29 protein-coding genes and 1 pseudogene are annotated in these 25910 nt (G+C 31.2%); 6 read left to right on the forward strand and 24 right to left on the reverse strand.

Going from position 1 to position 25910, the window contains the following annotated elements; all coding sequences use genetic code 11:
* Positions 1–2 precede the first annotated feature (2 nt).
* From gmhA to gmhB, 4 genes are read right to left on the reverse strand one after another with little or no spacing between them, the layout of a single operon-like run.
* On the reverse strand, positions 3–563 hold the full coding sequence (gmhA, locus tag SR62_RS05655; RefSeq protein ID WP_002891847.1) for a D-sedoheptulose 7-phosphate isomerase: 561 nt from the start codon (positions 561–563) through the stop codon (positions 3–5).
* A complete protein-coding gene (gene rfaE1 / locus SR62_RS05660) occupies positions 560–1945 on the reverse strand; it encodes a D-glycero-beta-D-manno-heptose-7-phosphate kinase (RefSeq protein ID WP_002891845.1) in 1386 nt (461 codons plus the stop codon). Before rfaE1 ends, gmhA begins: the two co-directional genes overlap by 4 nt.
* Complete coding sequence (rfaD, locus tag SR62_RS05665; RefSeq protein ID WP_002868597.1) at positions 1938–2891, reverse strand: ADP-glyceromanno-heptose 6-epimerase; 954 nt, start codon at positions 2889–2891, stop codon at positions 1938–1940. The genes rfaE1 and rfaD overlap by 8 nt, the downstream gene beginning before the upstream one ends.
* A complete protein-coding gene (gmhB, locus tag SR62_RS05670; RefSeq protein ID WP_002878815.1) occupies positions 2892–3452 on the reverse strand; it encodes a D-glycero-alpha-D-manno-heptose-1,7-bisphosphate 7-phosphatase in 561 nt (186 codons plus the stop codon).
* A gap of 81 nt (positions 3453–3533) precedes the next feature.
* Here gmhB and SR62_RS05675 point away from each other — a divergent pair, with 81 nt between their 5' ends.
* Positions 3534–3836, forward strand: a complete 303-nt coding sequence (locus tag SR62_RS05675) for a c-type cytochrome (RefSeq protein WP_002852762.1) — start codon at positions 3534–3536, stop codon at positions 3834–3836.
* Between the two features lie 22 nt (positions 3837–3858).
* On the opposite strand, the gene ccoS is transcribed toward SR62_RS05675, so the two are convergent.
* Both ccoS and SR62_RS05685 read right to left on the reverse strand, forming a co-directional pair.
* The gene (ccoS, locus tag SR62_RS05680) at positions 3859–4065 is read right to left on the reverse strand and encodes a cbb3-type cytochrome oxidase assembly protein CcoS (protein ID WP_002852798.1); all 207 of its coding nucleotides are present in this window, start codon (positions 4063–4065) and stop codon (positions 3859–3861) included.
* Complete coding sequence (locus tag SR62_RS05685) at positions 4062–6419, reverse strand: heavy metal translocating P-type ATPase (RefSeq protein WP_079742628.1); 2358 nt, start codon at positions 6417–6419, stop codon at positions 4062–4064. The genes ccoS and SR62_RS05685 overlap by 4 nt, the downstream gene beginning before the upstream one ends.
* A 108-nt stretch (positions 6420–6527) precedes the next feature.
* Here SR62_RS05685 and rho point away from each other — a divergent pair, with 108 nt between their 5' ends.
* On the forward strand, positions 6528–7826 hold the full coding sequence (rho, locus tag SR62_RS05690; RefSeq protein WP_057033785.1) for a transcription termination factor Rho: 1299 nt from the start codon (positions 6528–6530) through the stop codon (positions 7824–7826).
* 3 nt (positions 7827–7829) lie between these two features.
* Complete coding sequence (locus SR62_RS05695; RefSeq protein WP_057033786.1) at positions 7830–9359, forward strand: DNA polymerase III subunit gamma/tau; 1530 nt, start codon at positions 7830–7832, stop codon at positions 9357–9359.
* On the opposite strand, the pseudogene SR62_RS09360 reads toward SR62_RS05695, so the two are convergent.
* From SR62_RS09360 to SR62_RS05740, 7 genes and pseudogenes are all read right to left on the reverse strand, one after another.
* Positions 9356–9877, reverse strand: a pseudogene (locus SR62_RS09360) (DUF2165 family protein). The gene SR62_RS05695 and the pseudogene SR62_RS09360 overlap by 4 nt on opposite strands.
* A 71-nt stretch (positions 9878–9948) precedes the next feature.
* Complete coding sequence (gene copA / locus SR62_RS05715; RefSeq protein WP_147502301.1) at positions 9949–12048, reverse strand: copper-translocating P-type ATPase CopA; 2100 nt, start codon at positions 12046–12048, stop codon at positions 9949–9951.
* A complete protein-coding gene (locus SR62_RS05720; RefSeq protein WP_002852760.1) occupies positions 12048–12242 on the reverse strand; it encodes a heavy-metal-associated domain-containing protein in 195 nt (64 codons plus the stop codon). The genes copA and SR62_RS05720 overlap by 1 nt, the downstream gene beginning before the upstream one ends.
* Positions 12232–13182: a CDF family cation-efflux transporter CzcD gene (gene czcD / locus SR62_RS05725; protein ID WP_057033367.1), complete on the reverse strand. Its 951-nt coding sequence runs from the start codon at positions 13180–13182 to the stop codon at positions 12232–12234. Before czcD ends, SR62_RS05720 begins: the two co-directional genes overlap by 11 nt.
* Before the next feature lie 75 nt (positions 13183–13257).
* Positions 13258–13521, reverse strand: coding sequence for a zf-TFIIB domain-containing protein (locus SR62_RS05730; protein WP_002831611.1), 264 nt, complete (start codon positions 13519–13521; stop codon positions 13258–13260).
* Positions 13522–13590: 69 nt separating this feature from the next.
* Complete coding sequence (locus tag SR62_RS05735; RefSeq protein WP_057033366.1) at positions 13591–14085, reverse strand: threonine/serine exporter family protein; 495 nt, start codon at positions 14083–14085, stop codon at positions 13591–13593.
* Positions 14082–14858, reverse strand: coding sequence for a threonine/serine exporter family protein (locus tag SR62_RS05740; protein WP_002914489.1), 777 nt, complete (start codon positions 14856–14858; stop codon positions 14082–14084). The genes SR62_RS05735 and SR62_RS05740 overlap by 4 nt, the downstream gene beginning before the upstream one ends.
* 66 nt (positions 14859–14924) lie before the next feature.
* Between SR62_RS05740 and SR62_RS05745 the strand changes: the two genes are divergently transcribed.
* The gene (locus SR62_RS05745) at positions 14925–15851 is read left to right on the forward strand and encodes an L-lactate dehydrogenase (RefSeq protein ID WP_147502302.1); all 927 of its coding nucleotides are present in this window, start codon (positions 14925–14927) and stop codon (positions 15849–15851) included.
* On the opposite strand, the gene SR62_RS05750 is transcribed toward SR62_RS05745, so the two are convergent.
* The 5 genes from SR62_RS05750 to SR62_RS05770 all read right to left on the reverse strand — a co-directional run bounded on the left by SR62_RS05750 (position 15848) and on the right by SR62_RS05770 (position 19577).
* Positions 15848–16450: a DedA family protein gene (locus tag SR62_RS05750; RefSeq protein WP_002822507.1), complete on the reverse strand. Its 603-nt coding sequence runs from the start codon at positions 16448–16450 to the stop codon at positions 15848–15850. The genes SR62_RS05745 and SR62_RS05750 overlap by 4 nt on opposite strands.
* Positions 16451–16530: 80 nt before the next feature.
* Positions 16531–16758 (reverse strand): hypothetical protein, encoded by a 228-nt coding sequence (locus tag SR62_RS05755; RefSeq protein ID WP_002822505.1) that lies wholly within the window; start codon positions 16756–16758, stop codon positions 16531–16533.
* A gap of 10 nt (positions 16759–16768) precedes the next feature.
* Positions 16769–18214: a DUF3373 family protein gene (locus SR62_RS05760; RefSeq protein WP_004303866.1), complete on the reverse strand. Its 1446-nt coding sequence runs from the start codon at positions 18212–18214 to the stop codon at positions 16769–16771.
* 163 nt (positions 18215–18377) lie between these two features.
* The gene (locus tag SR62_RS05765; protein WP_002822502.1) at positions 18378–18860 is read right to left on the reverse strand and encodes a peptidylprolyl isomerase; all 483 of its coding nucleotides are present in this window, start codon (positions 18858–18860) and stop codon (positions 18378–18380) included.
* Positions 18861–18869: 9 nt separating this feature from the next.
* Positions 18870–19577: a YebC/PmpR family DNA-binding transcriptional regulator gene (locus SR62_RS05770; RefSeq protein WP_002787769.1), complete on the reverse strand. Its 708-nt coding sequence runs from the start codon at positions 19575–19577 to the stop codon at positions 18870–18872.
* Positions 19578–19685: 108 nt separating this feature from the next.
* On the opposite strand from SR62_RS05770, the gene SR62_RS05775 reads away from it, so the two are divergent.
* Together SR62_RS05775 and SR62_RS05780 are read left to right on the forward strand one after the other, a co-directional pair.
* Complete coding sequence (locus SR62_RS05775) at positions 19686–20027, forward strand: DMT family transporter (RefSeq protein WP_002884435.1); 342 nt, start codon at positions 19686–19688, stop codon at positions 20025–20027.
* The gene (locus tag SR62_RS05780) at positions 20027–20335 is read left to right on the forward strand and encodes a DMT family transporter (RefSeq protein ID WP_002892791.1); all 309 of its coding nucleotides are present in this window, start codon (positions 20027–20029) and stop codon (positions 20333–20335) included. The genes SR62_RS05775 and SR62_RS05780 overlap by 1 nt, the downstream gene beginning before the upstream one ends.
* 17 nt (positions 20336–20352) lie before the next feature.
* Here the strand turns inward: SR62_RS05780 and argS are convergent, their stop codons facing one another.
* The 6 genes from argS to SR62_RS05810 are packed head-to-tail and all read right to left on the reverse strand — an operon-like array spanning position 20353 to position 25907.
* Complete coding sequence (argS, locus tag SR62_RS05785; RefSeq protein ID WP_002892790.1) at positions 20353–21945, reverse strand: arginine--tRNA ligase; 1593 nt, start codon at positions 21943–21945, stop codon at positions 20353–20355.
* 11 nt (positions 21946–21956) lie between these two features.
* Entirely contained in the window at positions 21957–22196 is a 240-nt protein-coding gene (locus SR62_RS05790) for a twin-arginine translocase TatA/TatE family subunit (protein ID WP_002852866.1), read from the reverse strand.
* Between the two features lies 1 nt (position 22197).
* Positions 22198–22821, reverse strand: coding sequence for a guanylate kinase (gene gmk / locus SR62_RS05795; RefSeq protein WP_074484159.1), 624 nt, complete (start codon positions 22819–22821; stop codon positions 22198–22200).
* Positions 22818–24461, reverse strand: a complete 1644-nt coding sequence (locus SR62_RS05800; RefSeq protein WP_147502303.1) for a highly acidic protein — start codon at positions 24459–24461, stop codon at positions 22818–22820. The genes gmk and SR62_RS05800 overlap by 4 nt, the downstream gene beginning before the upstream one ends.
* A gap of 56 nt (positions 24462–24517) precedes the next feature.
* Entirely contained in the window at positions 24518–25285 is a 768-nt protein-coding gene (fliR, locus tag SR62_RS05805; RefSeq protein ID WP_002892706.1) for a flagellar biosynthetic protein FliR, read from the reverse strand.
* The gene (locus SR62_RS05810) at positions 25272–25907 is read right to left on the reverse strand and encodes an ABC transporter ATP-binding protein (protein WP_002852807.1); all 636 of its coding nucleotides are present in this window, start codon (positions 25905–25907) and stop codon (positions 25272–25274) included. The genes fliR and SR62_RS05810 overlap by 14 nt, the downstream gene beginning before the upstream one ends.
* Positions 25908–25910: the final 3 nt, after the last annotated feature.

Below are 25910 nucleotides of genomic sequence, written 5' to 3' on the forward strand. Positions count from 1 at the left end.
AATTAAAAACCTTCATCTATAATCTGACAAAGTGTGTGTATGATTAAAATATGCATTTCTTGAATTCTAGCTGTATCATCGCTTGGCACGACAAGATTATGATCACAAAGCTTATTCATCATTCCACCACCCTTTCCACTAAGCCCTAAACAAAGCATATTAAGTTCTTTTGCTTTTTTTAAAGCTTCTAAAACATTAGGGCTTTTTCCACTCGTTGAAATACCGATTAAAACATCATTTTCATTTCCTAAAGCTTCCACTTGTCTTGAAAAAACAAACTCAAAACCATAGTCATTTCCTATGGCACTAAGTGCTGAAGTATCGGTTGTAAGTGCTATGCCTGCTAAAGCCTTGCGTTCTTTTTTATAACGCCCACTAAGTTCAGCTGCAAAATGCTGAGCATCAGCTGCACTCCCACCATTTCCGCAAATCAAAATCTTGCCACCTTTTTTAAGACACTCGCACAAAAGCTCTCCTACTTTAGCGATTTGTCCTTTTAAAATTTCACTTTCTTGAGCGATTTTTTGATGCTCTTGCCATTCTTTTTCCACTAAATTTATCATTTTTTATCCTTAATCTTTTCTATGATCTTGCTGGTACTAAATCCTTCTTCAAAGTCGATTAATTCAACCTTTGAAACGATATCTGCACCCACAACAATTTTATCTTTATAATCAGCTCCTTTAACTAAAATATCGGGTTTTAAAAAGCTTATAAGTTCCAAAGGTGTATCTTCATCAAAAATCACTACAAAATCCACAAAATAAAAAGCTGCCAACATACAAGCTCTTTGAAACTCTGAATTTACAGGACGACTCTCACCTTTGAGTCTTTTCACACTCGCATCTGAGTTCAAACCTACAATCAAAACATCGCCCAATCTTTTAGCTTTCTCAAGGTATTTTATATGTCCAAAATGCACGATATCAAAACAACCATTTGTAAAAACGATCTTTTTATCATTTTGTTTTAAAAGCGTTAAAAGTTCTTCTTTGCTTTTGATTTTTTTCTCAAAATCCACACGATTAAAACTCTTAATCTCATCAAAACTCACACTCACGCTACCTATTTTACTCACTACAACAGCTGCGGCTTCATTGGCAAGTTCGCAAGCTTTAAAAATTTCAATCTCATTTGCCAAACAAAAAGCCAAAACGGCGATCACACTATCGCCCGCCCCTGTTACATCATAAACTTCTAAGGCTTTAGCAGGTGCGATTTTTAAATTCTTATCAAAAAGTGCGATCCCCGCTTCTGAAAGAGTGATGATAGAATAACGCAAAGCAAAATCTTCTTTTAATTTTTTAATCCCTTTTTCTAAATTTTCACCCTCTAAATTTTCAAATTTCAAAGCTTCTAAAGCTTCTTTTTTATTAGGCGTGAGCAAGGTTGCACCGCTATATTTACTAAAATCACTCCCTTTAGGATCAACTAAAACAGGGATATTTAAAGCCTTAGCCTTTTTTATCACAGCCTTACAAACCTTAGGCGTTAAAATACCCTTAGCATAATCGCTTAAAACCACAGCTTTAAAATCTTTAATCTTTTCATCAAACAAAGCAATAAGCTCATTTTCAAGCAAAATCTCACTTGTATCTTCTTCATCTAGTCTTAAAACCTGCTGATTGTGTGCCATAATGCGATTTTTAAAAGGGGTTTTGCGTCCTTTTTGGATCAAAAATTCTCCTTTTAAATTTTCTTGTAAAAATTTCCCACTCTTATCATCACCCACAACACCAAGCGCAAAAACATCAGCCCCTAAACTTTTTAAATTTGCATAAACATTCGCAGCCCCGCCTAATCTTTTATCCTCCTTAAGAGTTTTAGCTACCAAAACAGGGGCTTCAGGACTGATACGCGAACAATCACACCAAGTGTAATTATCCACCATAAAATCCCCTATAATTAAAATTTTAGGTTTTTGCTGGCTTAAAAACTCAAGCATTTACTTCCTTTTCAAAAAGTCTTTTTATCTCATCTAAATAATCTTTAATCCCCTCTTCAAGACTAAATTTTGGCTGATAATCCCAAGTTTGATCTAGTTTTGCTTCAGTATGGAATTGATAAGATTTTACATAAGGATTTGGGATATATTCACAAGGCAAATCAGTCTTTAACTCTTTTTGCAAAATATCAACTATATCTTGAAAGGTTCTTGCTTTACCACTACCTACATTATAAACCCCGCATTTTGAATCAAGGGCAATTAAATTGGCATTAATAACATCTTTAATATAAGTAAAATCTCTATAAATTTGATCACTTCCTTCAAACAATCGTGGATTTTTTCCTGCTAAAATTTGATGGCCAAATTGCAAAACCATAGAAGCGGTTTTGTTTTTATAAAATTCGCCTTTTCCATAAACATTAAAATATCTAAGTCCTACCAAATGAGCTTTATCGTAGTATTTTTTCGCTAACTTATCCATCATCAATTTTGAAAAAGCATAAGGATTTTTTGGTTCTTCATCTTTACCTACAGTTTGTGGACTTTTTGCATCACCATAAACCGAAGCTGAACTTGCATAAATAAGCTTTGCATTAAGATCTATGCTAAGTTCTATAAAATCTTTAAAAGTATTTAAATTGGTTTGTAAAACCTTAGTTTGATCAAAAACCGTAGTGTCTGAAATTGCTGCTTGATGAAAAATAATCTCTGGCTTAAAATCTTCAATCTTTTTTAAAACTTTTTCATCGTTAATATCACCTGCAAAAAGCTCTCCATCAAATTTAAGTAAATTTTTAAAATGCCCAAAACTTTGTAAATTTCCATTTTCAAAAGTCGCATTGCTACGCATTTTATCGATGATTAAAATTTCATGTTTTTCTTGCAAATTTAAAGCCAGTTGCGAACCTATAAATCCTGCACCACCTGTGATTGCTACTCTCATTTAAATGTCCTTTTCTTTAAAAAAGCTCAAAATTTCTTTTAAATTTTTAAATTGTCTAAAAAAATCGCCTTCTTTTTTTTCTTCATTTACCAAAATCAAAGTGCCAATATCAGCATTTAATCCTGCTTGCATATCACTTAGATTATCTCCGATAAAGATAGAATTTTTCATATCTAAATCAAACTCATCTTTTGCTTTTAAAAGCATGCCTGCTTTAGGTTTGCGACACTCACAACCTTCTAAATGCGGACAATGATAAATTTTATCAATTTTTATATCTTGTTTAGCAAATTCTTTAAGCATATAATCACAAAGCTTAAAAAAATCACTTTCCTTGTAATATCCTCTTGCAATACCTGATTGATTTGTCGCTATAAAAAGCAAATAATTTCTAGCCAAAAAATATCTACAAAGTTCAAAAATTCCATCACAAAATTCGAAATCTTCTATTTTATAGACATATTTTTTATCTATATTAATCACACCGTCTCTATCTAAAAATAATGCTTTTGTTTTCATAAAAACATTATAATATAGCTTTTTTAAAAAGAAAATAAACATTATCTTTAATTTCTTAAGATTTTTATTAAAAATAAAGATATATAATACCTAGCAATCTAATTTTTACTAAGGAGAAAACAAATGAAAAAATTATTAGTAGTTTCTGCTTTGGCATGTCTTGGCGTTTCTGCTTTTGCTGCAGATGGTGCTACACTTTTTAAAAAATGTGCAGTATGTCATGGTGCAAATGCTGACAAAGTTTACTTAAACAAAGTTCCAGCTTTAAAAACTCTTTCTTCTGCTGAAAGACTTCAATACATGAAAGAATATTCAGAAGGCAAAAGAAATGCTTATGGTCAAGGTGCGATCATGAAACTTAACCTTAAAGGTTTAACTGAAGAAGATTTTAAAGCTATCGAAGCTCATATTGAAACTTTAAAATAATTTCTAAAAAAGGCTTTCCTTTTTAAGAAAGCCTTTTTTTATCCAAAGCTTCTTTTTTACGCCTTTCTAATTCTATAGCATCACGCAAAGAATCCTCATCATCATTTAAAGTAGTAAATTTATAATCATCATCAAATTGCTTATTTTTAATCCCCCAAAGCAAAGTTGCCAAAATGATAAAAAACGCTAAGATAGAAACTCCTATCATCATCATGATTATACTATTCATTCTTTGATCCTTAAAGCATTTAAAACGACTATTATACTACTAAAAGACATAGAAATAGCAGCAAATAAAGGATTTATCATACCCAAAAAAGCCAAAGGTATGGTACAAGCATTATAAAACAAAGAAAAAGCAAGATTTTGCTTGATAATTTTAAAGGTATTTTTAGATAATTTGATAGCTTTTTTTAAAGAAAGTAAGTCATTTTTCAAAAGCAAAACATCACTACTTTCTATAGCTAGATCACTTCCTTCTCTTAAAGTCATCGAAACACTTGCATATTTTAAAGCTAGTGCATCATTTACCCCATCACCTACAAATAAAACTTTGTAATTTTTACTTAAATTTTCTATAGTTTTCATCTTATCTTCAGGCAAACAAGAAGCTTGATAATTTTGAATTTCCAACTTTTTAGCGATTTTTTCCACTGCTTTTTGATGATCGCCACTGAGTATCATTAATTCTTTCTTTTCTTTTTTAAGATAAGCGATAAGCTCTTTTGCACCTTCTCTTAAAACACTATCAAACTCAAAAAAAGCTAAAATTTTACCTTCCTTGGCAAAAATAAAATGCGTATTATCAAATTCTTTAGCCACAATACCCTTTTCTTGCAAAAATTTAGAACTTCCGCCTAAAAGCAACTCTTCATTTAACTCAGCACTTAAACCTTTAGCTTGAATACTCGAATGCTTTTTAAAATCCAAATTTAAATCCTTAGCTCCTTTTTGCTTTAAATACGACGCAATATTTTGAGATATAGGATGTTTAGAAAGTTTTACAAAATTATAAAGCTCATTCAAATCAAGCGCTTTATCTAAAAAAACCTCTTTAAGTTCAAGCTCTATTTTGGTTAAAATACCCGTTTTATCAAACACCACACAATCACATTTGCTTAAATCCTCTATCACGCTAGAACTTTTAAACAAAATATGTTTTTTCAAAGCTCTACCTAAAGCTACAAGATTGCTCACGGGCGTTGCTAAAGCCAAAGCACAAGGACAAGCGATAATCAAAACTGCAATCGCATTAACTAAAGAAATTTCAAAACTCTCTTCCTTATAAAAAAACCAAAAAGCAAAACAAATAAAAGCAATCAATAAAACCGTTCTAGAAAAATAAGCCAAAAGACTATTAACCAAACTTTCAAGTTTTGCTTTTTTAGAGCTTGCAAGTTCTAAAAGCTGGATAATTTGACTGAGTTTTGAATCTTTGTAAAGCTTTGTTGCTTCATACTCCACACTTCCATCAAGCACTATACAAGCTGAAAAAATTTCATCTTCTTTTTGTATGAGTTTTGGGGTATTTTCTCCATTTAAAGAAGAAGTATCCACACTCATTTCACCACTTTTACAAATCCCATCGATTAAAATTTTATCTCCAGTTTTAAGCAAAATTCTATCCCCTAAACAAACCTTTTGAACTTCTTTAGGAGCAAATTCTTTACCATTGAAAACTAAAACTTCATTTTGTAAAAAATCATTAAGCCCATCTATGGTATCTAAAGCACGCTTTTTGCTAAACATCTCAAGATATTTACCTATAAAAACAAAGCAAATTATCATCGCCACAGAGTCAAAATACACTTCCCCTACCCTAAAAAACATGGCCCATAAAGAATAAACATAAGCCAAACTCGCTCCGCTAATCACCAATACATCCATATTTAAACTATGCATTTTTAAAGTTTTAAAAGCACTTTTATAAAAATGAGATCCCGTATAAAAAAGCACAGGAGAACAAAGGATAAATTCAGCAAAATTTAAAATATCCTTAGTGTCCTTATCCATACCGCTAAAAAATCCTGCGTATTTTGCCACTGCTATCCACATGATATTCATCACACAAGCTATAGCCACAACAAGCTTAGAATAAAATTCCCTTTTTAATAAATCCGCTTTTTTTGAAGCCTTGCTCGCATCATAAGCACTCGCTTTATAACCTATGCTTTCAATAAGTCTTAAAATTTGCACCAAAGAAATGCTTTGTTCATCAAAAACAATGCGTGCTTTATGGTTTAAATGATTAATATCAAGTTCTAAAATTCCTTCTTGCTTGGTTAAAATTTTCTCATTAAGCCACACACAAGCTGCACATTCTATACCGTGTATCATGAGATAAATTTCACTAAATCCTTCTTTGGTTTTAGTGATAAACTCATCATAATTTTTCATTTCATTTTGAAAATTTACAGGGCTTAAGGTTTGATTTCCAAGCTTTTCATAAAACTCATCTAATCCACTTTCATGTAAAATTTCCCAAACGCTCTCACAACCCTTGCAACAAAAAAATTTACCCTTATACTCTATCATTTGGGCTTGTTTATAATCAAGTCTGCAATGTTCACATTTCATAATCATTCTTTAAAAAAATATTTTTTATAATTATAAACAAATTTGACAAAAAGTGCATTTTTTTATTAAAATCACATTTTACAAAAATTATTCTGCTAAATCTTACGAGGACTTATGGAAAAAGAAAAAAAACAACATCAAAGAACCCACGTTCCAGTGGAAGGTTATAAAATTGAAGAATTAAAATTATTAGATTTAGAAAATCTAGTTAAAATCGCCAATGAATGTGAAATCGAAAACCCAAGAGAATTTCGCCGCCAAGAACTTATTTTTGAAATTTTAAAAGCACAAACAAAAAAAGGCGGTTTTATACTTTTTACAGGGATTTTAGAAATTTCTTCCGAAGGTTATGGCTTTTTAAGAGGTATGGACTCTAATCTTAGCGATAGTGTTAATGACGCTTATGTTTCAAATTCACAAATTAAAAAATTTGCTCTGCGTGTAGGCGATATCGTTACAGGACAAGTTAGAGAACCAAAAGATCAAGAAAAATACTACGCTCTTTTAAAAATCGAAGCGATCAATTATCTGCCTTTACAAGAAGCCAAAGAAAGACCTTTATTTGATAACTTAACCCCTATTTTTCCAACAGAAAAAATCAAACTCGAATACGATGCAATGAAGCTTACAGGTCGTGTTTTGGATCTTTTTACTCCTATAGGAAAAGGACAACGCGGGCTTATCGTTGCTCCACCACGCACAGGTAAAACAGAACTTATGAAAGAACTTGCTACTGCTATTGCAAAAAACCATCCTGAAATGCATTTAATCGTGCTTTTAGTCGATGAAAGACCTGAAGAAGTTACTGATATGCAAAGATGTGTAAAAGGCGAAGTTTTTAGTTCTACTTTTGATTTACCTGCTTATAATCATGTGCGTGTAGCTGAACTCGTGATAGAAAAAGCCAAAAGAATGGTAGAAACAGGCAAAGATGTTATCATCTTACTTGATAGCATCACAAGACTTGCACGTGCTTACAATACTGCAACTCCAAGCAGTGGAAAAGTCCTAAGCGGTGGGGTAGATGCTAATGCCCTGCACAAACCAAAACGCTTCTTTGGTGCAGCTAGAAACATAGAAAATGGAGGCTCTTTAACCATAGTTGCTACGGCTTTAATTGACACAGGCTCAAGAATGGATGATGTGATTTTTGAAGAATTTAAAGGTACAGGAAATAGCGAAATAGTTCTTGATAGAAATATCTCTGATAGAAGAATTTATCCTGCGATTAATATCATCAAATCAGGAACAAGAAAAGAAGAATTACTCCAAGGCGTAGCAAATCTTCAAAAAATCTGGGCGATCCGTTCAGCGATTTCTCAAATGGATGATGTTGAGGCGTTGAAATTTTTATATTCTAAAATGCTTAAAACCAAAGATAATGTAGAACTTTTATCTATAATGAACGAGTAAAAAATGCTTCAAGCTCTAGCGATTAAATACAGACCAAAAACCTTTGATGAACTCATAGGACAAAAAACAGTTAGCGTAAGTTTAAAATACGCCCTAAATCATAATCGCTTAGCTCATGCTTATCTTTTTTCAGGACTTAGAGGAAGTGGAAAAACTTCAAGTGCTAGAATTTTTTCTCGTGCTTTAGTTTGCGAACAAGGGCCAAGCGATACGCCTTGTGGCGCTTGTAAGCACTGTATTGCAGCACTTGAAGGCAAACATATAGACATTATAGAAATGGATGCTGCAAGCAACCGTGGGCTTGAAGACATACAAGCCTTAATCGAACAAACCAAATACACCCCTTCTATGGCAAGATTTAAAATTTTCATCATTGATGAAGTACATATGCTTACCCCACAGGCTGCAAATGCACTTTTAAAAACCTTAGAAGAACCCCCAAGTTATGTTAAATTTATACTCGCAACCACAGATCCTTTAAAACTTCCTGCAACAGTGCTTTCAAGAACACAACATTTTCGCTTTAAGCAAATTCCACAAAGTGAAATTTTAAACCATCTTAAAGAAATTTTACATAAGGAAAATGTTAAATTTGAAGAAGAAGCTTTAAAATTCATAGCAAGAAGTGGTAATGGATCTTTAAGAGATACTTTAACTTTGCTTGATCAAGCTATTATTTTTTGTCAAAATGAAATCAACACTAGCAAAATCACTGATATGCTAGGCTTTTTAGATCCTCAAAAAATCAAAGCCTTTTATCAAGCTATTTTAGCAAAAAACAAAGAAAAAGTTTTTGCATATTTAGAAGAATTACAAGACTATGAAGCTTCAAGCGTGATTGATGAAATGCTTTTTTATTTAAAAGAAAGCTTTTTTGCAAAAAGTACAGAATTTTCTACTTTAATTTATGAAAGATTTTTCCGTATTTTATCCAAAGCTAAAAATATGCTTTGCGATGATGATGGCTTTACACTTTGTGTTATGACTTTTATGATGATGGAAGCAAGCCATTTAAAAGAAATTGACACACAAATCCAAGAAATCAAACAAGAAAATACAACAAATATTACACCTAAGATCACGCCTTCTCCTATCATGCCTAATCTTGAGAAAAAAATAGAAAAAAATGCTTATGAAATCTTGCTTGATAGTATTTATGATAGGGATTTTGATCTTGCAGAATGCTTTAAACAAAGCACAAAATTTATTAGTTTTGAAAACAATACCTTAAATATAAGCTCAAACGCACAAGGACAAAATCGCGATACACTCAATAAAGGTTTTAAACTCATACAAGAACTTTTTAAAGCTAAATTTGGAGAAAATGCTAAAATTAATGTGCAAAAAGCACTAACAATTGATGAAAATAAGCTTCAATCCTTAACTCAAGAATTACCAAACAATGAAAATAAAAACATAGATATTCAAAGTTCTATTAATATGCTTAAAGAAGGGGCCAAAAAATTTGACCCACAAGAAGATCTTAAAGAGGCTCTTAAAGATTGTTTTGGAGAGCCTAGTATAGAAAATTAATCATCATTTTTAAGAGAGATGAAAATCAAAGCTAAAAACATATAAGTTACCAATCTTATAGTATCAGGTAAACCTTTCCAAACCTTACTCATCCACATTCCAAACCATTCTGCAACAACTACTTGGAAGGCAAAAAACCATAAAATACACAAGTTAAAGAAATAATCCCAAAAAATCTTAGCATTATGAAAGCTTTGAGCATCTAAATTTCTAGCTTTAAACATATCATAAGCACCTTTTTTAGAGCTGTTAAGGCAATAAAAGTTTCAAAAAGAATAATTGCTATATAGCCTATATGATAAATCACGGGAGAAGTAATAGCCATATAAACTACAGCATTACCTAAATAAATCAGGCTTTGTATCCATACTCATCACATGCGAAACAAATTGGAAATTAGAATTGTAATCTGTCACATTTCCAAAAACCACTATACCTGCTAACGATACAACGGTAAGCAAAATAATAATTTTTGAAAATCTAATCATTTTGCTTATGCAAAAACATTTTTGTTGCATTTATACTCTTTTAATAATATATTTTAGTAATATTAATTATATATAATATATTATTAATAAAAATTAAATTTTTAAATTCTTTTAAGTCTTAAAGAATTAAGCACTACAGTAATAGAACTAAAACACATTGCAAGTGCTGCTATATGAGGACTTAAAGAGATAAAAGGTATAAATCCTGCCGCGATAGGAATGCAAAGCACATTATAAATAAAAGCCCAAAAAAGATTTAGCTTAATAATACCGCGTGTTTTTTTAGCAAGTTTAAAACATTTAAAAATCGCTGATAAATCATCTTTTATCAAGATAAAATCTCCTGTTTTTTTAGCAAGTTCATTTGCCTTTGAAAAACTCATACTCACACTTGCAGCAGATAAAGCCGCCGCATCATTGATCCCATCTCCTACAAAAAGAGTTTTTTTAAATTTTTGAATGATTTGTAGTTTTTCTTCACTCTTAAGCTGAGCGTGAAATTCGTCTATTTGTAATTCTTTGGCTATTTTTTCTACATTTTTTACATGATCGCCGCTTAAAATAAAAGTTTTAAGATTTTGCTTTTTTAAATTTAACACAAGCTCTTTGGCTCCATCTTTTAAAGCATTGCTTAACAAAACACCGCCTAAACACTTTTTATTCTTAGCAAAATACACCCTAACATATTCTTTAAAAGTATCAAAAAAGATATCACTTTCTTTTGTGTCAATTTCATTTTCGTGCAAAAACTGTGCATTGCCTACGAGATAATTATCATTATCTTCTTTGTATTTTATACCAGAACCCACAATCACTATTCCCTCACCCTTTAAATCAAAAAAATGATCTTTATGTAAAGCCTTAGCTATAGGATGAGAGCTTAAACTTTCAATTTGACATAATTTATCAAAATCATCTTTAGAAAGATTGTGTTTAAAAATACTCAAATTTTCCTTTGTTAATGTACCCGTTTTATCAAAAAAAGCATACTTAACTAAGGCTAATTTTTCTAAAGCAGCAGGATTTTTAATAAGAATGAAATTTTTTGCCGCATTTGCACTTGCCACAACCAAAGCTATAGGCGTTGCAAGACCTAAAGCACAAGGACAAGAGATCAAAAGCACAGCACAAGAGTGTAAAAAAGCTGTATTTAAATCTGCTTTTAACACCCAAAAAACAAAAACTAAAAAAGCAAAAAATATTATACCCCCTACAAAGTATTTAGAAATTTGATCTGCTAAATTTGCCAAAGGACTTTTGATACTTCCTGCTTCAAAAACTAGATTTTTGATTTGTTCTAAAGTACTATCCATGGCCTTTTTGTTTGCTTTGATCCTTAAAGCACCATTTAAAACTACTGCTCCTGCTTGAACTTCATCGCCTTCTTTTTTTAAAACAGGCAAAAACTCCCCATTTAAAAAACTCATATCAAGCTCTGCACTCCCTAAAAGCACCACTCCATCTGCAACAATGCTTTCTCCTTCTTTTACCAAAAGCACATCGCCACTTTTGACAAAAGAACTTGAAATTTCTTTGATACTTTCATCTTCAAGCAAAATTTTTGTCTTTTTTGTGTCTATATTTTCTAAAATTCTTTGATAATCTTGTGCCTTAAATTTAGCCTTACTTTCAAGATATTTTCCTAAAAGCACAAAGGAAATAATCATCATTGCACCACTAAAATACAAATCTTCTTCTTTGAAAATTTGCAAATACACCAAAAAAGAATACACAAAAGCACTCAAAGTCCCCAAAGCTACAAGGGTATTCATATCTAAATTTTTGCTTTTAAAGCCTAAAAAAGCATGAGAAAAAAAGTCTCTCCCACAATAAAATATCCCAAAAAAACTCAAAGCCATTTGGATATTTTGAGAAAAAGAACTTTTAACAAACATTTCAAAATACATAATAATCACACTCAAAACTATACTTAAGAGCAAATTTTTTCTTAATTCTAAGTGTTTTTTTGCCTTGTATGCGTTCAAGCTTTGTTCATCTTCTAAAATTTCAAAGCCTAAATTTTTAATTTTTGCGATGATATCCTTGCGTTTTTTTTGATCTTCAAGTAAAAAAACCCCGCTAGAATTCACATAAGAAACACTAGCATCTTTAACACCATCAATTTTTTTACAAGCTCTTTCTATAGCATTAGAACAATTAACGCAAGTCATTTTGCCTATTTTTATACGCAATTCTTCCATTATAAACGCTCTACGATCTCAAAACCTAAATCTTGAAATTCTTTTGTAAAATTTGATACTTGATTTTCTTCTAAATTTAAACTTAAAATTTTTTGCTCCAAATCCACTTCTATATTTCCAAATTCATCTTCAAGAGAATTTTTGATCAAATTTACACAATTCATGCAATTAACATTTTTTACTTTAAATTTCATTTTCACTCCTTATAGGTTGTATGGTAATGTGCCCGATTTCAAATTCATGCAACAACTTATGAGATAAATCCTGAGATAGTTTTTCAAATTCCTTTAGATTGCAAACTCTTACTTTTAAATGCATAGAGGCTACTAGCATTTTATTAGTGATTTGAGTAATATGCAAATCCACTACCTCATCCACACTAGGATTTAAAAGCAAAACTTGTCTTACTTTTTCTATATCCACAGGAGAACTTTCAAGCAAGACATTAGCGCTTTGTTTAAGCAAGATAATCGCCCATCTTAAAAGCAAGATTGATAATACAATAGCTAAAATCGTATCTATATAAACAATACCGCTAAAATACACCACGATCCCACCTATAATAACCGCTAAAGAACCCAATAAATCGCTCATCATATGCAAAAAAGCGGACTTCATATTGACATTTTCTAAATTTGCACCCTTAAACATCATCAAAGCATTAATCCCATTTACCAAAAAGCCCAAAATAGCTACAATTATCATGGTTTTAGCGTCAATTTCTTTTGGATTGATAAATTTTTCTATAGCCTCATAAATGATAAATAAAGCCGATAAAATAATGGTTAAAGCATTGATAAAAGCCACTAAAACTTCAAGACGAAAATACCCAAAGGTCTTTTGATGATCTTGCCATTTTTCTACAGCTATAATGGCTAAAAAACTAAGAGCTAAGGCAAAAACATCAGAAAACATATGCAAAGTATCGCTTAAAAGTGCCAAAGAATTTGAAAGGATTGAATAAATAAATTGCACAAGCATCATAGAAAAAGTCATTAAAAGAGAAATTTTTAAAATCTTTTTATCCACACTCCTTGCATCGGCATGGGAATGATGATGTTCATGAGAATGTTCTTTGTGATTATGATGACAAGATTTGTTAGCTAAAGGCTCGTGTGATAAAAATTTATACATCTTATATCCTTTTTTGCTTGACATTTTAAGATATTAAGCTAAAAAGGATATAAATATTTGTTATTTTTATAAAAATTAAAAGTCAAAAAGCTCGCCTAGCCAACTTTCTTTCTTTTTCTTTTTATAATAGTCATTGTGCTGATGATAAGCTGAGTCATTATATCTTGACTCTTGTCTTGGAGCTTGGTTAAAATTTGCTGTATTAGGGACACTGCGTTCTATGATTTTGTCAAGCTCTCCACGATCAAGCCAAACGCCACGACACTTTGGACAATAATCAATCTCAACTCCACTCCTATCACTCATAACCAAATCTACATTACAAACTGGACATAACATACAATACCTTTTTTTAAATTTTTGATTTAAAATTATAAAAAGAAATATTAAACAAATTTACAACAAGTTTTAATGTTTTTTTGCATGTCTAGTTATCATAAAACTTTGTTCAAAAAATATAAGCAAAGTAACACTCACTCCTATAGCTAGAGCCAAAGTCACAGAAACAGTTGTAAAAAAATAATCAAAAAATTGAACCAAAAATTCAGACTTAGCCTTCAAATCATCACTGCGTATAAAAGAAATAAGATACAAAATTGCTTTATAAGCATAAATTCCAGGTATCATAGGAATAAGAGCAGGGAAAGCGATAATTTCAGCAGGGGTTTTGATAATTTTTGCTAAAGCAATTCCTAAACATCCTATGCAAAATGAAGCAACAAAAGTTGCAATTGCTAAAGTTTGAAAATGAAAATATTCCACCAAGGTAAAACGAAGCCCATGTGCAATTGCCGCTAAAAGAGCAGATAAAATAAGGGTTTTTAAAGGTGGATTACAAGCATAAGCAAAGCCAAATCCCGCCACAGCAGCAAAAAACATATCTCTTAAAATAAATTCAATCATCTTAAAATCCCAAAATCCGAAATACTAAGCGTCATGTAAATTCCAAGTGCTATACAACAAATCAAAATAGCCACGCTGATAATACGGCTAAGCCCCATTAAAATATGATCTTTTAATATATCAATCACAGAATTTATAAAAAATACCCCTGGTATAAGATACAAGATACTAGAACCCAAAGCCACATCAGAAGTATTGGTATATCCCATATCCAGTCCAAAAAATACAAACCACGATGAGACAAAAGAACAAAGGATGTATTGAATTCTTAAATCAATCTTTGCTTTAGTTAAAATATATCTTAACAACAATCCCACAAAAGTTGCAAAAAACACTAAATTTCCAGCGCCAAAATCACCACCAAAAAGCCTACAAAAAGCCGAATTTGCCATAGAAACAAATAAAAGATTAAGCAAATAAGAATGCTTTTTTTGTTGAGAAATTTGCTCAAAAACGACTTTTGCTTTTTCAAGATCGTATTTGTGATCATATATAGCCCAGCTTAAAGCACTTAAATCAAAAATAAGTTTAAAATTAACATGGGCATGATGATTGGGTATAACATAAGTTCTTTGAATGGAGTTATCATCCATATCTACAACATTTAAAGTAATATGATGAAAAAAGAAATTGATATTTATCTCATAGCCATAAACCTCAGCTATTCTTCCTACGCATTTTGCCACCCTAGCTGTATAAGTTCCAGCACCTAGCAAAGTTTTAGTATATACGATTAAAAAATTAGTTAATCTTTGTATATCAGGTTTTTCCATATTTTAATAATCTTTGATTGAATTTGTTATAATTATAGCAAATTTTAAAATAAATAAGGAGAAAAAATGGCAAAAATCGGTATAGTTGGTTTAGGTTATGTAGGAGCTGCTAGTGCTTATAGCATAGTTACTCAAGGAATTTGTTCAGAACTTTACTTATATGATATAAAGCAAGACTTAGCTCTAGCTCATGCAAGAGATTTGGAAGATATGTCAGCCATTGATTTTTCTTATACAAAAATTTTTCATGCGCTAAATTTAGAAAATTTAGCTTCTTGCGATATTATCATTTTAGCTTTTAGAAAAGAAAGTTTAAAAGAACTACCTAGTCGCTTAGTAGAACTTCAAAACAATATTCTCGAACTTAAAGACATTGTCTTAACCTTAAAAAATGCTAATTTTAAAGGCAAATACATTGTCGCAACAAATCCAAATGACACCATAACTTACTACACTCAAGTATTAAGCCAATTACCTAAAAATCATGTTTTTGGTAGTGGAACAAATTTAGATAGTTCAAGACTTAAGAAATTTTTAGCCAAAGATTTAAACATAAATTCAAAAGATATTTTTGCTTGTATGATTGGTGAACATGGAGATTCTCAGTTTGCAGCACTTTCTAATGCAAGCGTTTTAGGACAAAATTTATTAGATTTTTATAAGCAAAAATTAGGCAAAGATTTAGACATACAAGAACTCGAAAAAGCCGTGATTAACGAGGGATATTTCATCTATGAACGCAAAGGAAGAACAGAATTTGGCATAGGAACTTCTTGTGTAAATTTGGCCAAAGCCATCCTAGAAGATAGAAAAAGTTTACATCCTGTAAGTGTGGTTTTTGATGATATAGCTTTTTCAATGCCCGCTATCATAGGAAAAGATGGTATAGAAAAGGTTTTTGAATTAAAATTCAATGAAAAAGAAAAAATAAAATTAGAAAATTCAAAACAACAAATCAAAAACGCCATACAAAGCGTAAAAGATAAAATTTAAGCCTTTTTAAAAGGCTTTTTGATTTTGATATAAATTAAACTTGCTAAAATCACAAAAACAATTATAATGATTAAAATTTGAGTTAAATAAGTTTTAATCAACTCTTCATTTTGTCCTATATAATAACCCAAAAATACAAGTATAGCCACCCAAATAGCACTACCAAGTGCAGTAAAAAGTATAAAATTTACAAGTTTCATTTTTACCAAACCTGCAGGCATAGAAATATACTGACGAATCCCTGGCAAAAGACGACAAGTAAAGGTTGAAAATTCCCCATGTTTGTTAAAAAATTCTTCAAATTTAGCAAATTTGACTTCGTTTATACCAAAATACTTACCCCATTTTAATACAAAATTTTTACCCCAAAAAAAGCAAATATAATAATTAATCAAAGCCCCTAAAACAGAACCTAAAGTCCCACTAAGTATACAAAGAGTGATATCAAGTTCGCCTTTATGTGCCAAATATCCAGCAGGTATCATAACAACTTCACTTGGAAAAGGTATAAAACAACTCTCTAAGGTCATTAAGATAATAATACCCAAATACCCCCAAGCACTAGCCGTCTCAACAATAAAAGAAATGATTTCTTGCATATTAGCCTTATTTGAAGAAAATTTTAAAAAATTGTAGCTTAAAAGATTAAACAGTAAAAAGCGGTTTTATACCGCTTTTTTTATTTACCTGCAACTGAAACTTGATTTGGATTGTCCGCTGCACGAGCGATCATACACTCTTTTAAAACAGCAGCATCAGCTGGATCGCTAACTTTTTTATTAATCCAGCGTTCAACTTGTTTCATTGTTTTTGACTCTGGCTCTGGAGCTTCGTATTTTGCCATCAAACTTGCACAATCAGCCAAAGCAATGATAGGTAATAAACTTGCAAAAAGTATTTTTCTCATCTTTTGCTCCTTAGAATTTTACATTATACATTAACATGATATTATCAGCTCTTGCTTTATCTTTTTTCGCTCCACCAAATGGTAAGCCACGATTACCCCAAATATTTTGGATATTAGTATAGCTTAAGCGTAAGAATTGATATCTATCAAGTTGATAAATCACATAAAAATCATGTGCTGTTCCTCTTGTCATTCTTATATTAAGTGGATCGTTGATACTTGGACGGCTCATAGTATACCAGTATCTACTTCCCCAGAAAAACTCATACCCTACTTTTAAAGCCTTGGTAAAATCATAGCGTCCGCCTACATGCACAGCATAGCCATCTTCTTCATTGAACGCACCATTTCCATAACCTTGCTTTTGAAGAATTCCACTTAATACAGGGCTTAATTGATTGTTGTTCCCGTGAGAATAACCTAAAGATAGAAAATAATTAAAATTCGTTCCAAAAGCTTTGTAATTTTCAAAATGAAGATTTGCTATAGTTAAATCTCCTAAATTTACCACCCCATCATCATCAAGAATAGTAGTAACACCATTACTAGGTAAACCAATTGGACCATTGTTAAGTGGTAAAGCAAAATCACTTAAATATGCAATATTAAATAATATTAAATTATCTCCCATACCTTCTATAGGAAGCTCTCCTTCTACTGCAGCATAGTAAAGATTTGCATCAGCATCTTTTTGATCGCTCATCCAGTCTCTTACCTTGCCTTCTTCATCCCATTGATAAGTTTTACCATAAGCTGCACGGATAGCTACTTTATGATCTTGCAAACTTTCAGGTTTATAAGTGATCACTGCTGCATCACCTAGAGCATTAATCGCTAAGGCTGGATAAGTTGATTGTCTTAAAGCATTGTTTCTAAGATTACTTCCTGGGCCATCGGTTCCTGGTTGTCTTCCTACAGTCGCAATCCATTCAGGTGTGATGTAGTAGTCAAGATAAGCTCTATCTACATAAAGTACAGGCCCGCTTGATCTTGTGTTTCTTCCTGCATCTAAGTCATAAGGAGTACCACTCCAACCCATTTGAGACCAATTTTTAGCCATAGATAAACGACCATAGAATTTGGTTTTATCATTAATATCAGCATTCATATTTAAATGAAGCTCATTCATCCATTTGTTATTAGCACTATAATCTTGTCCGCTAACTTTATAGTTTGTATTTGAAACTGCTGTTGAAAACTCAAGTCCAAATTTAACCTTGCTCAAAGCAGCTTGGAATTCTGTTTCATCGGCTCTATCATTAAGATCAGCAAGTTCAGCTTTTACAGCTTCATTTTGCTTAGCTTGAGCTTCCCTTTCTTTTCTGATTTGTGCAAGTTCAGCTTGAATTTGTGCAAGCTGTTTTTGAAGCTTGGTTATCTCATCATCTGTATTTTTAGCAAAAAGTGAAGATGAAAGAAGACAAGCACTTAAAATAAGTGAAAACTTAGTTTTCATAATCATAACTCCTTGTAATTTTGTTACATTTAGCAAATTAAAATTGTGATTATAGAAAAAAAAGTTTAAAAAAAAATTATACATTAATCATTTTTAGCTAGTCAAACTTATGACTAGCTTTGTAAATATTGTAGTTTTAAAAAAGTTTTAAAATTTTAAATTTTTAAATTTTATCGCAAATTTTTATGTCTAAAATTTTATCTCCTTGGCGTATAGAGTCTAAAACTTCTAAACTTTCTTCATCTTTTGGATCAATTTGCCCAAAAACAGTATGAACCCCATCTAAATGAGCTTGAGGGCTGTGACAAATAAAAAATTGAGAACCACCCGTATCGCGTCCTGCGTGTGCCATAGATAAGGTTCCACGCTCATGTTTATGCTCTTGATCATCACATTCGCAAATGATTTCATATCCAGGCCCACCTACACCATTGCCGTGTGGACAACCTCCTTGTATGACAAAATTTGGGATCACACGATGAAAATTTAAATCTTTATAAAATCCCTCATTAGCCAAAGTAGCAAAATTACAAACCGTTTGCGGAGCCTCATCGCCAAAAAGTTTTAATTTCATTGTGCCTTTTTCAGTTTCTATAAGAGCAAATTTGTATTCATTTACTTTGCTTGTGTCGATTGTTTTTATCATTATTTCTCCTTAATCTATATTTGTATAAACAGCTTGAACATCATCATCATCTTCTAACTTATCTAAAAGTTTTTCTATATCGCTAAGCTGTTCTTCGCTAAAGCTTACAGGATTGTTTGGTATATACTCAAGTCCTGCTTTTTTAAGAACTAAACCCTTAGTCTCTATAGCAGAACTTAGCTCACCAAAGGCAGTATAATCACCACTAATTACTAACTCTTCTTCATTTTGTTCTAATTCTTCAAGCCCTGCATCGATCAAATCAAGTTCTAATTCTTCTAAATCTCCTGCAAATTTTTCAAGATGAAAAACCGCTTTTCTAGTAAACATAAAGCCTAAAGATCCATTTTGTAAAACTTCTCCACCATTTTTGCTAAAAATGGCTTTAACATTAGCCACGGTGCGCGTAGGGTTATCGCTCATACATTCAACTATAACCAAAGCTCCATGTGCAGCTTTTCCTTCATAATGAATGTTTTTAATATCTGCGCTATCTTTTCCACTCGCACGCTTAATAGCCGCATCTATATTATCTTTTGGCATATTATTTGCTTTTGCTGTGGCTATAGCACTTCTTAATTTTGGATTCATATCAGGATCAGTGCCACCTTCTTTAGCAGCTACTTGTATGGCTTTAGCAAGCTTAGGAAAAAGCTTACTCATTTTATCCCATCTAGCCTCTTTAGAAGCTCTTCGGTATTCAAACGCTCGTCCCATAAATTCTCACTTTCTTTAAAGATTTTTAAACTTAAAAGTATAAACTAAAAAGGCTAATTAAAGCTTTAAATGGTATGATTTTACCATTTATTTTTGGGGAGAAGCTTTTTGAATATCGCAAAAAAAGAACTTTTTGTTGCTTGGTTTTTCTTGATTGCTGCTATTGTATTTGAAGTTTTAGGCACTAGTTTTTTAAAAATGGAAAATCAAGTTTTAGGCTATATATTTATGGCTTTATTTATAGCTTTTTCTTATTTTTTTATGGGCAAAGCGATTAAAAAAATTCAAGTAGGCATAGCCTATGCTGTATGGGAACTTTTAGGGATTATTCTTATACTTTTAGTTTCTTTTATAGTTTTTAAAGAGAGTTTAACCTTAACTCAAATTCTAGGCATTATTCTTTCTATCGTTGGAATTATCATGATTAATATAGGCGAGGTTAAAGAATAATGTATATTTTTATCATTATTTTATCAGCATTGTTAGATATCGTAGCAAATTTATTGCTAAAAAAATCAGATGGTTTTAAGCATAAAATTTGGGGCTTAGCTGCGATTGTCAATGCTATACTTGCTTTTTTCCTACTTTCTTTTTCTTTAAAATATGTTCCTTTAAGCATAGCTTACTCAACTTGGGGTGCTATAGGCATCATAGGAACTTGTCTTGGTGGATGGATTTTATATAAAGAAAAATTAAACAAAATAGGAATTTTAGGTATCATTATCGTGATAATAGCAGTATTTTTACTAAACTATTAAAACAGCAAAATGCGGTTTTAATGTTCCATTTTGTTTTTTGCTTCAATACCCATTAAAGAAAATGCGGTTTTAATACTAAGAGCAACCAAAGAAAATAATTTAAGCAAATCATTTTCATTTGCAGAGCCTACAACTTTATTTTCATTGTAGAATTTATGAAAATTTGCAGCTAAATTTTTAAGATAATCAGGAATTTTTTGCAAAGCTCTAGCCTCAAAAGCATCGTTTAAAACAGCCTTTAAATTCAAAGCTTCAAAGAGTAAATTTACGCCATCTTGATTTAAACTTTGTAAATCAGCTTTCATTACATCATCGATTTTTTTACCAGCTTTAGCAAATACTTGATGAATTCTAGCGTGTGCATAGTTGATATAATACACAGGATTAGAACTATCTTCTTTTTGCAAATCACTAATATCAAATTCCAAATGCGTATCGCATTTTTTGCTCAAAAAGATATAACGCAAAGCATCACTTCCTATCTCATCAACCACATCGCTCATCAAGATAAAATTTCCTGCTCTTTTACTCATTTTATAAGGTTCTCCATCTTTAAGTAGGGAAACCATTTGTGCTAAAATAATCTCAAGATTATTAGAGTCAAATCCCAAAAATTCCATCGCAGCTTTCATTCTAGAGATATAACCATGATGATCTGCTCCCCAGATATTAATACACTTTCCATAACCACGACTCATTTTATCTTTATGATAAACAATATCTGCTGCCAAATAAGTCCCGCGTCCATCTTCACGGATAATTACCCTATCTTTTTCATCGCCTTTTTGCGAAGAAGCAAGCCAAATTTTACCTTCTTGCTCGTAAATTCCTTTATGCTCTTTTAAAGATTCTAAAGTTGCATTTAAAGCATCATAATACGATCTTTCGCTTACATAGCTGTCAATTTTAATCTTTGCTTGTTCTAAATTTTGTTTAATCAAAACAAGCATTTTATCTTTTGCCCAATCAGCCAAACTAGGGATATTTTCTTCACTAAAAAATTCTTTACCAAATTTTTCAAAAGCTTCTTTTGCTAAATCTGCTATATACTCGCCTTTGTAATATTGCTCTGGATATTCAACATTTTCATGAAGTATATTTTCTTTCACACTTAGTAAAATAGAAAGCCCTAGTAAATAAATTTGATTACCCGCATCATTAACATAGTATTCTGTATCAAATTTATAGCCCAAATGTCTTGCAAGTCTTGTTAAGGTGTCTCCAAAAACAGCGCCTCTTGCATGTCCTATGTGTAAAGGCCCAGTAGGATTTGCACTCACATATTCAAGCAAAAAACTTTCTTGTTTTTTTTCTCCTTTGGTAAAATCATTTGGATTTGCTAGAGCCTGATTTGCAAGTTCATTTAAAAAAGTTTTGGAAATTCTAAAATTTAAATACCCATTTACAGCTTCAACTGATTCAAAACAATCATGATTTTGAAATTTGCTCGCTAAGTCGCTAGCGATCAACATAGGGGATTTTTTTAATTCCTTAGCTAGTGAAAAAGCCAAAGGGGTAGCAAAATGTGCTAAATTTTTATCCTTTGGATTTTCAAGCGCAAAATCACACTCTAAAATCTTTTTAATTTCATTAAAAATAATACTTTTCAAAAGACTAAACCTTAAGCTTTTTTTGTTTCGTCTATACTTGCATCAGCATTTGTATTATTAGTTGTGTTTTTGTTTTCTTCTATTTTTTGAGTATTTTTTGCTACTTCATCATCATTATTCATTTCATCTTTAAAAGTTTTAATACCTTTGCCTAAACCCTTTGCAAGTTCTGGAATTTTTTTTGCTCCAAAAAGCAATACAACAATCAATAAAATAATCAACCAATGACTTGGACTTGACCAACCACCCATTTTATTCTCCTTCATTCCAAATATTTTGAATTTGCCCTAGATTCTGCCCTTTGGTTCTAAATTTATGGGCGATTAAAATCGCTCGCAATGCTTCATAACTTTGCTTTAACTCATCGTTAATGATAAGATAATCATACTCGCTAAGCTCTTTCATTTCATCACTAGCGTTTTGTAATCTTCTTTCTAGTTGTATTATTGTATCAGTATTTCGCTTAATAAGTCTTTTTTTTAACTCATCTTTATTTTTTGTAGTAATAAAAACAGAAACAATCTTATCGGCCATTTTTTGTCTGGCTATTTTAAATCCTTGCACATCAATATCAAAAACAACTATTTTTCCATTATCTAAAGCATTTTGAGTGTGCTTTAAAGAAGTACCATAAAAATTTTCATGCACTCTAGCCCATTCTAAAAAATGATCACTATCTATACCTTTTTGAAATTCTTCATGGGATATAAAATGATAATGTATTCCATTTTTTTCACCCTCTCTTGGTTTGCGAGTTGTTGAAGAAATAGAAAAATAAAGCTCATCTTCAAATTCATCAAAAAGTTTTTTTAAAAGAGTTGATTTTCCAGCACCACTAGGACCTGAAATCAACAAAACAAAACCTTGCAATTTCAATCCTCTTTAAAACTAATGTTTATATTTATATTCATATTCATACCCTTAAGAGCAGCTTTTAAGGTATCATCTTTAATACTTGAAGTGATCGCTCCTGCTATGCTTTGGCTAAGCTCATTAACTATCTCTTCGCTATTATCATCTTTAGTTACATCACTTACTACAGGCTCTTCATTTTTTTCTAAGATTTCCTCTCCAAGAGCTTCTTGTATATCACTTTCTTTCAATGTATCAAAATCACTTATATTTAAATTTGGCACAACCACTTCCTCTTCATTTGTTCCTAATTCTTTATCGTCTAAAATTGGTTCATCTTTAAAATCTTCTAAGACCTTGCTACTATTATCACTATCAATACCATAATCAAGCTCATCAAGTTGAGCTAGTTCTTCTTTGATTTGATCTTGAGTACTCAAATTTGAAGCAAAATCATCTATTTCATCTTGAACATCTTCTTCCACAACAGGAGCAAACTCCTCTAAATTTTCCTCTAATTCTTCATTATATTTTGCTTGACCTAAAAATTCAGCATCCTCAGGAAGATCATCAAAATCCATTTCTTTTTCTTGCTCTTCAACCTCAGGAAGATCATCAAAGTCGCTCATATTAGCTTGTAATTCTTTGTTATCTTCTAAATCTTCATCATTTTTATCATCTAACTCATCTAAACTAGGCTCAGTATCCAAAGCTGTATGTTCTTGGCTTAAGTCTTCTTTTTCGTTTTTGCTATCTTCTAAAGTTAAATCTAAATCAGTTTGAATGTCTTCTTGAGTCTGTTCTTTAGTTGCTTCTTGTTCTAAATTTTCATCTTCTAAATTTTGAGTTTCTAAAGTTTTGTTTGCATTATCATCTTGAGATTCGCTAAGCTCTTCTTGCACTTCTAATGCATTTGTTTTAGAATCGTCTAATAATTCTTGCTTTTCTATTTCTTCATTTTTATCATCTTCTTTGATTTCTAAATCTTTATCATTTTTATCATCTAGCTCATCTAAACTAGGCCCAGTATCCAAAGCTGTATGTTTTTGGCTTAAGTCTTCTTTTTCGTTTTTGCTATCTTCTAAAGTTAAATCTAAATCAGTTTGAATGTCTTCTTGAATCTGTTCTTTAGTTGTTTCTTGTTCTAAATTTTCATCTTCTAAATTTTGAGTTTCTAAAGTTTTGTTTGCATTATCATCTTGCGCATCATCATCAAAACTCAAATCTTCCATTCCCTCTGAATTTATATTTAAAGAATTTTCATCAGGTAAATCATCTAAATTTAAATTATCCAAATCTAAACTTATATCAGCATAAGGATTTTCATCATTGCTTAACATTGGCAAATCAATAGGTGCATGTTTGTTTACATCTTTATTATTAAGTAAATTTAAAAAATCTGTAGGTAAAAAAGGTTTTTGTAAAATTTGCGCATCTATATCTTCTACATTTTGGTTTCGCGGAGCTAAAAAAATCAATCTATCGCATTTTTCTTTAAGAATTTTTAAAGGTGCTGGAGTATCGCTATCTACAACAATCACATCATAATTACCCAAATTTTCACTATAAGCATTAAGTTCTTCAAAATCATAAGACATTTTTTTAGCACTAAGGCTTACAAGTCTTGAAACTACAGGGTTTTCATTTAAAAGTAAAATTTTCATCACTTTAATCCTTAAAAAATAATCGCTATTTTACGATAATTTCATTTATCCTTTCCTTAGGAGAAAAAAAGAGTTTGCATATGAGTAAAAAGTTCTAAAATTAAATTTTTAAAATATTGCATCATAACTAATAAAATAGCGATCAAAACAATAAAACCTAAAGCTATCTTTATAGGATAGCCAATAACTAAAAGGTTAAATTGTGGCATTGTTTTCATCAAAAGCCCAAAAATAACATCGGCCAAAAGTGAAATTCCAAGTATAGGAAAGCTCATAGTAAAACCTATGATGAAAATATTAAACATGCCCATATTTAAATAATGCATTAAATTCTCATGCGGATAAAAGCCACCTAAACTGATATAACCTAAAGAATGACTTAAAAACAAAAGCATTAAATGATGACCATCGAAAGCAAGAAAAAACATCAAAGCAAGTAAATTTAAAATTTGAGATGTGATAGGCATGCTCGTTCCAGAACTTGGATCTAATATACTTGCCATAGTAAATCCCATAGTAAAAGCAATCTGCTCACCTGCCATCATAATAATAGCAAAAATAATTTGAAGCATTAATCCTGCTATCATTCCAAAAATCACTTCACTAATAAGCTGTAAAACAAAAAAACTATCTAAATGCAAAGATTCTAATCTAGCCAAAGGATATAAATACATAGTCAAAAATAAAACTATAGTACTTTTTATCACCATAGGAATAGAATTATGTGAAAAAAAAGGAAAAAAAACTATAAGACCACTCATTCTAGCAAGAAGCAACATAAAAGTTACAACATTTTTATCACCTAAATAATTAACAAATTCCATTGGCGTTTATAGTATAAGTTTTATCACAAAAACTTGCAAGCTTGCTATCGTGAGTTACAAAAAATAAAGCTGCATCATTTTCTTTAACATAGGATATTAAAAGTTCGATAACATTTTTAGCATTATCAAAATCCAAATTTCCAGTTGCTTCATCAGCAAAAATAATCTTTGGTTTTTTACAAAGCACACGTGCGATACTCACACGCTGTTGTTGTCCACCACTTAGCTTTCCTATTTTTTGATGTAAAAGCGTATCAATACCTAACCTTTTTAAAATCTTCTCATCTAAATCTTGACCTGATAAAACACTAGCAAGTTCGATATTTTCTAAAGCTGAAAAACCTTTAAAAAGATAATGTGTCTGAAAAATAATACCAAAATCATAACGGCGAATTTTTAATCTTTCGTTTTCATCTATCTGATAAAGACTAGAACCTTTAAAAAAAACTTCACCTTTTTTTGGAATCAATAAAGAAGAAAGTATATGCAAAAGAGTAGATTTACCACAACCGCTACTCCCTTGAATAGCAATGCAATCTTTGGTATTTAAAGTAAGATTTAAACCCTCAAAAAGCGGATAATCAAAACTATGGCTTAAATTTTCCGCTCTTAAGAGTTCCATTTT

Source organism: Campylobacter sp. 2014D-0258, assembly GCF_008000495.1.
In the GTDB taxonomy this organism is placed as follows: Bacteria; Campylobacterota; Campylobacteria; order Campylobacterales; family Campylobacteraceae; genus Campylobacter_D; species Campylobacter_D jejuni.

What these genes read in the sequence shown, in the direction of transcription:
- SR62_RS05800 (WP_147502303.1), bottom strand. Translation starts at nt 24,461, where the DNA reads ATGAAAATTTTACTTTTAAATGAAAACCCTGTAGTTTCAAGACTTGTA.
- ccoS (WP_002852798.1), bottom strand. Translation starts at nt 4,065, where the DNA reads ATGAATAGTATAATCATGATGATGATAGGAGTTTCTATCTTAGCGTTT.
- rho (WP_057033785.1), top strand. Translation starts at nt 6,528, where the DNA reads ATGGAAAAAGAAAAAAAACAACATCAAAGAACCCACGTTCCAGTGGAA.
- gmhA (WP_002891847.1), bottom strand. Translation starts at nt 563, where the DNA reads ATGATAAATTTAGTGGAAAAAGAATGGCAAGAGCATCAAAAAATCGCT.
- SR62_RS05750 (WP_002822507.1), bottom strand. Translation starts at nt 16,450, where the DNA reads ATGCAAGAAATCATTTCTTTTATTGTTGAGACGGCTAGTGCTTGGGGG.
- SR62_RS05765 (WP_002822502.1), bottom strand. Translation starts at nt 18,860, where the DNA reads ATGATAAAAACAATCGACACAAGCAAAGTAAATGAATACAAATTTGCT.
- SR62_RS05770 (WP_002787769.1), bottom strand. Translation starts at nt 19,577, where the DNA reads ATGGGACGAGCGTTTGAATACCGAAGAGCTTCTAAAGAGGCTAGATGG.
- SR62_RS05790 (WP_002852866.1), bottom strand. Translation starts at nt 22,196, where the DNA reads ATGGGTGGTTGGTCAAGTCCAAGTCATTGGTTGATTATTTTATTGATT.
- fliR (WP_002892706.1), bottom strand. Translation starts at nt 25,285, where the DNA reads ATGGAATTTGTTAATTATTTAGGTGATAAAAATGTTGTAACTTTTATG.
- SR62_RS05730 (WP_002831611.1), bottom strand. Translation starts at nt 13,521, where the DNA reads ATGTTATGTCCAGTTTGTAATGTAGATTTGGTTATGAGTGATAGGAGT.
- SR62_RS05780 (WP_002892791.1), top strand. Translation starts at nt 20,027, where the DNA reads ATGTATATTTTTATCATTATTTTATCAGCATTGTTAGATATCGTAGCA.
- SR62_RS05695 (WP_057033786.1), top strand. Translation starts at nt 7,830, where the DNA reads ATGCTTCAAGCTCTAGCGATTAAATACAGACCAAAAACCTTTGATGAA.
- SR62_RS05760 (WP_004303866.1), bottom strand. Translation starts at nt 18,214, where the DNA reads ATGAAAACTAAGTTTTCACTTATTTTAAGTGCTTGTCTTCTTTCATCT.
- SR62_RS05810 (WP_002852807.1), bottom strand. Translation starts at nt 25,907, where the DNA reads ATGGAACTCTTAAGAGCGGAAAATTTAAGCCATAGTTTTGATTATCCG.
- rfaD (WP_002868597.1), bottom strand. Translation starts at nt 2,891, where the DNA reads ATGAGAGTAGCAATCACAGGTGGTGCAGGATTTATAGGTTCGCAACTG.
- gmhB (WP_002878815.1), bottom strand. Translation starts at nt 3,452, where the DNA reads ATGTTTATTTTCTTTTTAAAAAAGCTATATTATAATGTTTTTATGAAA.
- SR62_RS05720 (WP_002852760.1), bottom strand. Translation starts at nt 12,242, where the DNA reads ATGAAATTTAAAGTAAAAAATGTTAATTGCATGAATTGTGTAAATTTG.
- SR62_RS05745 (WP_147502302.1), top strand. Translation starts at nt 14,925, where the DNA reads ATGGCAAAAATCGGTATAGTTGGTTTAGGTTATGTAGGAGCTGCTAGT.
- SR62_RS05740 (WP_002914489.1), bottom strand. Translation starts at nt 14,858, where the DNA reads ATGGAAAAACCTGATATACAAAGATTAACTAATTTTTTAATCGTATAT.
- SR62_RS05675 (WP_002852762.1), top strand. Translation starts at nt 3,534, where the DNA reads ATGAAAAAATTATTAGTAGTTTCTGCTTTGGCATGTCTTGGCGTTTCT.
- rfaE1 (WP_002891845.1), bottom strand. Translation starts at nt 1,945, where the DNA reads ATGCTTGAGTTTTTAAGCCAGCAAAAACCTAAAATTTTAATTATAGGG.
- SR62_RS05685 (WP_079742628.1), bottom strand. Translation starts at nt 6,419, where the DNA reads ATGATTATGAAATGTGAACATTGCAGACTTGATTATAAACAAGCCCAA.
- copA (WP_147502301.1), bottom strand. Translation starts at nt 12,048, where the DNA reads ATGGAAGAATTGCGTATAAAAATAGGCAAAATGACTTGCGTTAATTGT.
- SR62_RS05735 (WP_057033366.1), bottom strand. Translation starts at nt 14,085, where the DNA reads ATGATTGAATTTATTTTAAGAGATATGTTTTTTGCTGCTGTGGCGGGA.
- SR62_RS05755 (WP_002822505.1), bottom strand. Translation starts at nt 16,758, where the DNA reads ATGAGAAAAATACTTTTTGCAAGTTTATTACCTATCATTGCTTTGGCT.
- czcD (WP_057033367.1), bottom strand. Translation starts at nt 13,182, where the DNA reads ATGTATAAATTTTTATCACACGAGCCTTTAGCTAACAAATCTTGTCAT.